This is a genomic window from Pigmentiphaga sp., from assembly GCF_019689535.1.
Taxonomy (GTDB): Bacteria; Pseudomonadota; Gammaproteobacteria; order Burkholderiales; family Burkholderiaceae_B; genus Pigmentiphaga.
This window is the reverse complement of record NZ_JADGHH010000175.1, coordinates 1-7,414: the sequence shown is the minus strand read 5'-3', so window position 1 is coordinate 7,414 and position 7,414 is coordinate 1. Positions and strand designations below refer to the sequence as shown.

The 7,414-nt window shown below is 64.9% G+C and carries 6 protein-coding genes; all 6 read right to left on the bottom strand.

The genetic code is table 11. The features are described 5' to 3' along the window. Positions 1 to 126: 126 nt before the first annotated feature. The 6 genes from pstS to IRZ12_RS13890 all read right to left on the bottom strand — a co-directional run bounded on the left by pstS (position 127) and on the right by IRZ12_RS13890 (position 7,319). Positions 127 to 1,167, bottom strand: coding sequence for a phosphate ABC transporter substrate-binding protein PstS (gene pstS, locus IRZ12_RS13915; protein ID WP_296469504.1), 1,041 nt, complete (start codon positions 1,165 to 1,167; stop codon positions 127 to 129). 132 nt (positions 1,168 to 1,299) lie between these two features. Beyond that, positions 1,300 to 2,103 carry a GNAT family N-acyltransferase gene (locus IRZ12_RS13910; RefSeq protein ID WP_296469502.1) on the bottom strand — a complete coding sequence of 268 codons (804 nt, stop codon included), beginning with the start codon at positions 2,101 to 2,103 and terminating at the stop codon, positions 1,300 to 1,302. A 176-nt stretch (positions 2,104 to 2,279) separates the two neighbouring features. Then, positions 2,280 to 3,620 carry a phosphoglucosamine mutase gene (gene glmM, locus IRZ12_RS13905; RefSeq protein WP_296469508.1) on the bottom strand — a complete coding sequence of 447 codons (1,341 nt, stop codon included), beginning with the start codon at positions 3,618 to 3,620 and terminating at the stop codon, positions 2,280 to 2,282. A 45-nt stretch (positions 3,621 to 3,665) separates the two neighbouring features. Next, positions 3,666 to 4,445, bottom strand: coding sequence for a dihydropteroate synthase (gene folP / locus IRZ12_RS13900; RefSeq protein WP_296469506.1), 780 nt, complete (start codon positions 4,443 to 4,445; stop codon positions 3,666 to 3,668). A gap of 258 nt (positions 4,446 to 4,703) precedes the next feature. Next, positions 4,704 to 6,590, bottom strand: a complete 1,887-nt coding sequence (ftsH, locus tag IRZ12_RS13895) for an ATP-dependent zinc metalloprotease FtsH (RefSeq protein ID WP_296469500.1) — start codon at positions 6,588 to 6,590, stop codon at positions 4,704 to 4,706. A 78-nt stretch (positions 6,591 to 6,668) separates the two neighbouring features. Further along, positions 6,669 to 7,319, bottom strand: a complete 651-nt coding sequence (locus IRZ12_RS13890) for an RlmE family RNA methyltransferase (protein WP_296469498.1) — start codon at positions 7,317 to 7,319, stop codon at positions 6,669 to 6,671. Positions 7,320 to 7,414 lie beyond the last annotated feature (95 nt).

The following is a 7,414-nucleotide window of genomic DNA, read 5'->3' as shown; positions in this document are numbered from 1 at the left end:
CTGCTTATCGTGGGCAGGGTCAGTTGTGTATAAGAGACAGAAACGGATGAGGGGAACACCGGCGCAAGAAGCGGGGCGGGCGCTTGGAGCCCGCCCCGTTCTGCCGGGCATGCCCGGCGACAGGCATTAGTACAGCGGCTTGCCCTCGGTGTCCTTGATCTCGGCCTTCCACAGTGCGCGGATCTGTTCCGTCACGGCATCGGGCAACGCCACATAGTCCAGGGCGGACGCGGCACTGCGGCCGTTCTTGAAGGCCCAATCGAAGAACTTCAGCACCTCGGCGCCTTGGGCAGGCTTGCCCTGCACTTTATGCATGAGGATGAAGGTTGCGCTGGTAATGGGCCAGCTCTTGTCGCCGGGCTCATCGTTCAAGATGACGCCCATGCCCGGGGTACCCTTCCAGTCGGCGTTCGCGGCCGCGGCGGCGAACGTTGCCTCCTCGGGCTGCACGAACTTTCCTGCCCGGTTCTGGACCTGGCCGTGCGCCAGGTTGTTCTGCTTGGCGTACGCATACTCCACGTACCCGATGGCGCCCGGGAGCTGCTTGACGTAGTTGGCCACGCCCTCATTGCCCTTGCCGCCCTGCCCCACCGGCCATTTCACGGCCTTGCCCTCGCCCACCGAGGACTTCCATTCAGGCGAGACCTTAGACAGATAGTTGGTCCAGCCGAAAGTCGTGCCCGATCCATCCGAGCGGTGCACCACGATGATGTCTGTCGCCGGCAGCGTCGTGCCCGGGTTGAGCTTGGCAATGGCCTCGTCGTTCCACTTCTTGACCTTGCCCAGGAAGATGTCTGCCAGGAGCGCCCCCGTAAACTTGAGCTGCCCGGGTTGGATGCCCGGCAGGTTCACGACGGGCACGATCCCACCGATCACGGCCGGAAACTGCACCAGCCCATGCTTGGCCAGGTCCTCGCCTTTCATCGGGTCATCGGAGGCGCCAAAGTCCACCGTCTTGGCGATGATCTGCTTCTGCCCGCCACCCGAACCGATGGACTGGTAATTCACGGTCACCCCAGTGGCGGCCTTGTAGTCGGAAGCCCATTTGGCGTAGATGGGATAGGGGAACGAAGCGCCCGCACCGGTGATGCCGGCGGCGTGCACCGACCATGCGGCAACGCCCAGCGCGACACCCAACGAAACTCGCTTGAATAAGGAAGTCAACATTTGCAGATCCTCTGCGTTCGTGAAGGAGAACTCACTACGCAGGCAGATTACTGAGCAAATATGACATGACCGTGACAGTCCGACCCACGGGCCAGGAGACGGCGCAGGGCTCCACTCGAGGCCGCAACGCGGTTACGACCGCCTCGTCCCCTGCGATTCAAGCCCGAAGTGCCGCCTATAGCGGTTATCCAGTGCATCGATGGATAACAGCATGGGAAAGTCGGCGGTATTGAAGTCAGCGTCCCACGCGGGCTCGCCACACACGCGGGCGCCCGCCTTGAGATACCCCTTGATGAGCGGCGGCACGCGCGTGGGCAGGTTGCAATCGAGGCGCTCGACGGGCAGCCGATGCAGGGGCCGCACGCGCAGCTCCCGCGCCGCCTCGATGTGCGAAGCCACCGAACGATATACGCCGGCGGCGGTTGCGCCATCGTCGCGCAGGCTCACGCTCGCGCAGCCGAACACGTAGCGGTGGCCCGAACGGCGCAGGAATTCCGCCAATCCGGACCACAGCAGCATGATCACGGCACCGCTGCGGTAGTCCCGGTGCGTGCAGGAGCGGCCGAATTCGACCAGCTCGTTGCGGATGGGGGCGAGCCCCGCGAGATCGAATTCGGATTCGGAATAATAGCCCCCGGCCAGGCGTGCCTGCTCCGGACCGAGGATGCGGTAGGTGCCGACGACCCGGTCGTTATCGAGGTCCCGCACGATCAAATGCTCGCACCAGGGGTCGAACCGGTCTTCGTCGATGCCGTCGCAGGCGGTCGGAAACACGGCCCCCATGTCCTCGGTAAAGACTTCATAGCGCAGGCGCTGGGCTTGCCGCACTTCGTCCCAGGAACGCGCCAACCCGACAGCCAGGGCGGGGGTCTGGGCACCGTCATCAAGCGCGTCGGCGCCCCCTCGACACGCTTCGATGCGGGTGAATTCGAGCATATGCACACTCCTTGACAGGTGAGTCGAGTGTCGATGCTGTGCGTTTCACGTCATTGACAGAATAATGACGGCACCATGACGGCAACACAATACTCCTGCCGTGACGGAAACGCCTGCTTACGAAAACCCGCGATCGCTGCAAGGGCGCCGAGGCAGGCCGACTGCGTGAGCGGCCGCTAGCGCAAGCTGGCCGACAGGGCGTCCAGGCAAACGTCGACCACCGCTTCGTCCACGGCCTCCACCATCAGGCGCAGCTTGGGCTCGGTGCCCGACGCCCGGATCAGGACGCGGCCCTTCCCGTTGAGCCGCTGCTCGACCTCCTGCCTCGCCCGCGCGAGCCCTTCGTGGCTGCGCCAATTCAGGCCGGGCTCCAACGGAACGTTCACGAGCTTCTGGGGAAGCAAATGCAATCCGTCCAACAGTTCTGGGAGAGCCCTGCCCTGACGCTGCATTGCGGCAAGGATTTGCAGCGCGGCCACGATGCCGTCGCCCGTGGTGTGCCGATCCAGGCAGATCAGGTGCCCCGAACTCTCTCCCCCGTACAGCCAGCCGCGATTCTGGAGCATGGCCAAGACGTAGCGGTCGCCCACCTCTGCGCGGCCAAAGGGAATGCCGAGCTCATGCATGCGGCGCTCGAAGGCGAGGTTGGTCATGTGCGTGCCGGCCACCCCGGCGACCGGCCCCTGGCGCAGGCGATCGGCGACGATGACGTACAGCAGCTCATCGCCGTTGTAACGCCGGCCGCTGGCGTCCACCATCAACAAGCGATCGGCGTCCCCGTCCAGCGCGATGCCGAGGTCTGCCTTTTGCGCCACGACGGCATCGGCCAGGGCATCCAGATGAGTTGCCCCCACCCCGTCGTTAATGTTCAGGCCGTTCGGCGCGCACCCGATGCACGTGACGGTCGCGCCCAGCTCTTCGAACACGCTGGGGGCGATGTGATAGGCGGCGCCGTGCGCGGCATCGACCACGATTTTCAAGCCGGACAGGTCGAGGTCGCTCGGGAAGCCGCTCTTGCAAAATTCGATGTAACGCCCCGCCGCATCGTTCAGGCGCTTGGCCCGGCCCAGCTTCTCCGACGACACGCAGCCGACGGGCTCACCCAGCGCCGCTTCGACGCGCAGCTCGACCTCGTCGGGCAGCTTCATCCCGGTGGAGGAGAAAAACTTGATGCCGTTGTCGTAGTAAGGATTGTGCGATGCACTAATCACGATGCCGGCCGCCAGGCGCAACGCCCGGGTCAAGTAGGCGATGGCCGGCGTCGGCAGCGGGCCGGCCAGCAAGACGTCTATGCCCGCCGCCGACAGCCCCGCCTCGAGCGCGGATTCCAGCATATACCCCGATATGCGCGTATCCTTGCCAATGAGGACGATGGGGCGCCCGCCCTCCCTGTGGTCGGCGGTCAGCACCACGCCCGCGGCGTAGCCGAGGCGCAGGGCGAATTCGGCATTGATCACGCGGGACCCAACCTTGCCGCGTATGCCGTCGGTTCCGAAATATTCCCGTTTTCCTGCCATCATTGGTGGCTCCGTCAATCTCGCCGCGCGTTGCAGCGTCCGCCCTCACGCGTCCCCAACTTGCACGGCCTGCCATACCTTGAGCGCATCGACCGTGGCAGCGACGTCGTGGACCCGCACGATGGCGGCGCCGCGGGCGACGGCGGCGAGCGCCGCCGCAATGCTGCCGGCAAGCCGCTCCCCGACTGGCCTGCCCGTCACCGCGCCTATCATGGTCTTGCGCGATACGCCGATTAAAAGCGGATAACCCAGGGCTCCGATAGTCGGCAAACTACGCAACAAGTCGTAGTTGTGAGCCGTGGTCTTGCCGAACCCGAAGCCGGGATCGAGGCAGATCCGGCCCGGATCCACGCCCGCCGCCTCCAGCCGCTGCGCCTGCTCCCGCAGGAAGGCGCCGACCTCTCCCGCCACGTCCGCATACGCGGGCGCCTGCTGCATGGTCCGGGGCTCGCCTTGCATGTGCATGACGCAGAGCCCGCAGTCCGAGCCCGCAACCGCTTCGATCGCACCGGGCTGCCTGAAGCCGTAGATGTCGTTGATCATGTCCGCGCCGGCCTCGATCGCTGCCCGCATCACGGCGGGCTTGAAGGTATCGATCGACAACGGCACGCCGCTATCCCGCAGCGCCTCGATCAGCGGCAGCAGCCGGGCGAGCTCTTCCTCCAGCGGCACGGGCTCGGCCCCCGGCCGCGTGGACTCGCCCCCGATGTCCAGGATGTCCGCCCCTTCGTCGATCAACCTGCGCGCATGGGCAATGGCCGCATCGGGCGCCAGGTGGCGCCCGCCATCCGAAAACGAATCAGGCGTCACGTTGACGATGCCCATGATCCGGGGACGCGAGAGGTCCAGGGTGAAACGGCCGCAGCGCACCTGCCGGCGCGGCGCCGCGTGGACGCCGGTTGGAGAGGCCAACTCACCCGTGGTATCGCTGCCGACGGCTCGAGCCCCGGCGGAAGATGAAAAACGCTGCATGCAAACTTCCCGCTATCAGGAGCCGGAAACAGGAAGGGCGGCCCTCAGGCCGCCCGTCAAACTAACGATTCCCCGTGGCGTGGAGATACGCCGCGGGCCGCGCAGGCCCGACTATGCCGGAGCCGTCGCGTTCTGCGCCACCCCGCCAGGGCTGGGCGGCGTGTTCGGCGGCGTGTTCGCCGAATCAGAGGTCTTGGGCGGACGCGGCGGACGGCCCTCGACGATGTCGTTGATCTGGTCGGCGTCGATGGTTTCCCACTCGAGCAAGGCCTTGGCCATCGCCTCGACCTTGTCGCGGTTCTCCTCGAGGATCTTGCGCGCGACGGCGTACTGTTCGTCGATGATGCGGCGGATCTCGGCGTCGACCTTTTGCATGGTCGCCTCCGACACCTGGGTCGTCTTGGTGATGCTGCGGCCCAGGAACACCTCGCCCTCATTTTCCGCATAGACCATGGGGCCCAGCGTATCGGTCATGCCATAGCGGGTGACCATGTCGCGCGCGATCTGGGTGGCCCGCTCGAAGTCGTTCGAGGCCCCCGTGGTCATCTGGTTCATGAACAGTTCTTCCGCGATGCGCCCGCCGAACAGCACAGCGATGGTGTTGAGCATGCGCTCCTTGTCCATGCTGTAGCGATCGCTCTCGGGCAGCTGCATGGTGACGCCGAGCGCGCGGCCACGCGGGATGATGGTGACCTTGTGCACCGGATCCGTCTTGGGCAGCATCTTGGCGACGATCGCATGGCCGGACTCGTGATAGGCGGTGTTGCGGCGCTCCTCCTCGGGCATGACGATGGAGCGGCGCTCGGCGCCCATGATGATCTTGTCCTTGGCCTTCTCGAAGTCCAGCATGTCCACGGTGCGGCCGTTGCGGCGGGCGGCGAACAGGGCCGCCTCGTTTACCAGGTTGGCCAGGTCGGCGCCGGAAAAGCCGGGCGTACCGCGCGCCAGGACAGTGGCGTCCACGTCGGACGAAACCGGCACTTTGCGCATGTGGACCTTCAGGATCTGCTCGCGGCCGCGAATGTCGGGTAGCGGCACCACGACCTGGCGGTCGAAGCGGCCGGGGCGCAACAAGGCTGGATCCAGCACGTCGGGACGGTTGGTCGCGGCGATCACGATGATGCCTTGGCCGGTTTCGAAACCGTCCATTTCCACCAGCATCTGGTTCAGCGTCTGTTCGCGCTCGTCGTTGCCGCCGCCCAGGCCCGCGCCGCGCTGGCGCCCGACCGCGTCGATCTCATCGATGAAGATGATGCAGGGGGCGTGCTTCTTCGCGGTCTCGAACATGTCGCGCACCCGGGCCGCGCCCACGCCCACGAACATTTCGACGAAATCCGAGCCGGAGATGCTGAAGAACGGCACCTTGGCCTCGCCGGCGATGGCGCGCGCCAGCAGCGTCTTGCCGGTTCCGGGCGAACCGACCATCAGCACGCCGCGCGGGATGCGGCCACCCAGCTTCTGGAACTTGGACGGATCGCGCAGGAAATCCACCAGCTCCTGCACGTCTTCCTTGGCCTCGTCACACCCGGCGACATCGGCAAAGGTGACGGTGTTGGAATTCTCGTCCAGCATGCGGGCGCGGGACTTGCCGAAGTTGAACGCGCCACCACGGCCGCCGCCCTGCATCTGCCGCATGAAGAATATCCAGACGCCGATCAGCAACAGCATCGGGAACCAGGAGACGAATATGCTCATGAAGAGCGACGGCTCCTCCTTGGCCTTGCCCGAGACTTCGACGCCATACTTCATCAGGTCGCTGACCAGCCAGAGATCGCCGGGAGACGTGATGGTATAGGGACGGCCCTCGGTGGGCGTGACGTTCAAGACGTCTCCCTGGATGTCGACTTTCCGGATACGGCCCGCCTTGGCCTCTTCCATGAATTGGGAATAGGACACGGTGTCCTGCGGGCGGGTGCGGCCTTCGAACTGTTTGAAGACGGTAAACAGTACGAACGCGATTACCATCCAGACCGCGACTTTGGAGAACATGTTGTTCAAGGTCGATCTCCTACTTGGATTGCCGATCGGTCGACCTGCCGGAAAATCCGGCCCGATCGGACACTAAGTCCGATTCTACTATTGTCCGCCGCGGGGAAACTTCAGCCCGGCCCCGACGAGGAAAGTTTCGGCAGATTTGTCGCGCGACGCCTTGGGCTTGCGCTCCACCACGCGTCGGAACGTCTGCTTGAAACTCTGCACGATCTGGGAAAAGCCGCTCCCATGAAAAGCCTTCACGATGAGGGCGCCGTCCGGCTTGAGGTGCTCCTGGGCGAACTCCCGCGCCAGGTCGCACACGTGCTGGATCCGGGCGGCGTCCGCGACACCCACGCCGGATAGATTGGGAGCCATGTCCGAAATCACAAGATCCACCGGCTGGTTCCCCAGCAGCGACTCGAGCTGGCGCAGCACGTCTTCCTCGCGAAAATCCCCCTGGATGAACTCCACGCCGGCGACCGGCTCCATGGGCAGCAGGTCCAGCGCGATGATCCGTCCCCGAATCGTTCCCCCGGGGCCGGCCAAGCGCTCGCGCACCACCTGGGACCAACTCCCCGGCGCGGACCCGAGGTCGATCACCACGTCTCCCGGCTTCAGGAGTTTCTCGGTATCCAGGATCTCGATGAGCTTGAAAGCCGCCCGCGCCCGGTAGCCCTTCTGCTGCGCCAGCTTCACATAAGGATCGTTGATGTGCTGGTGCAGCCAATTCTTCGAAAATTTGTTCTTTGCCATAGTTGCCCAGTTTCCTGGGTCCGTCTGTGGTAAATCCGATATGAAATGCGGGCAAGCCGCCAATAAGGGGAGCATACTGCGGCCCAGGCATCCCG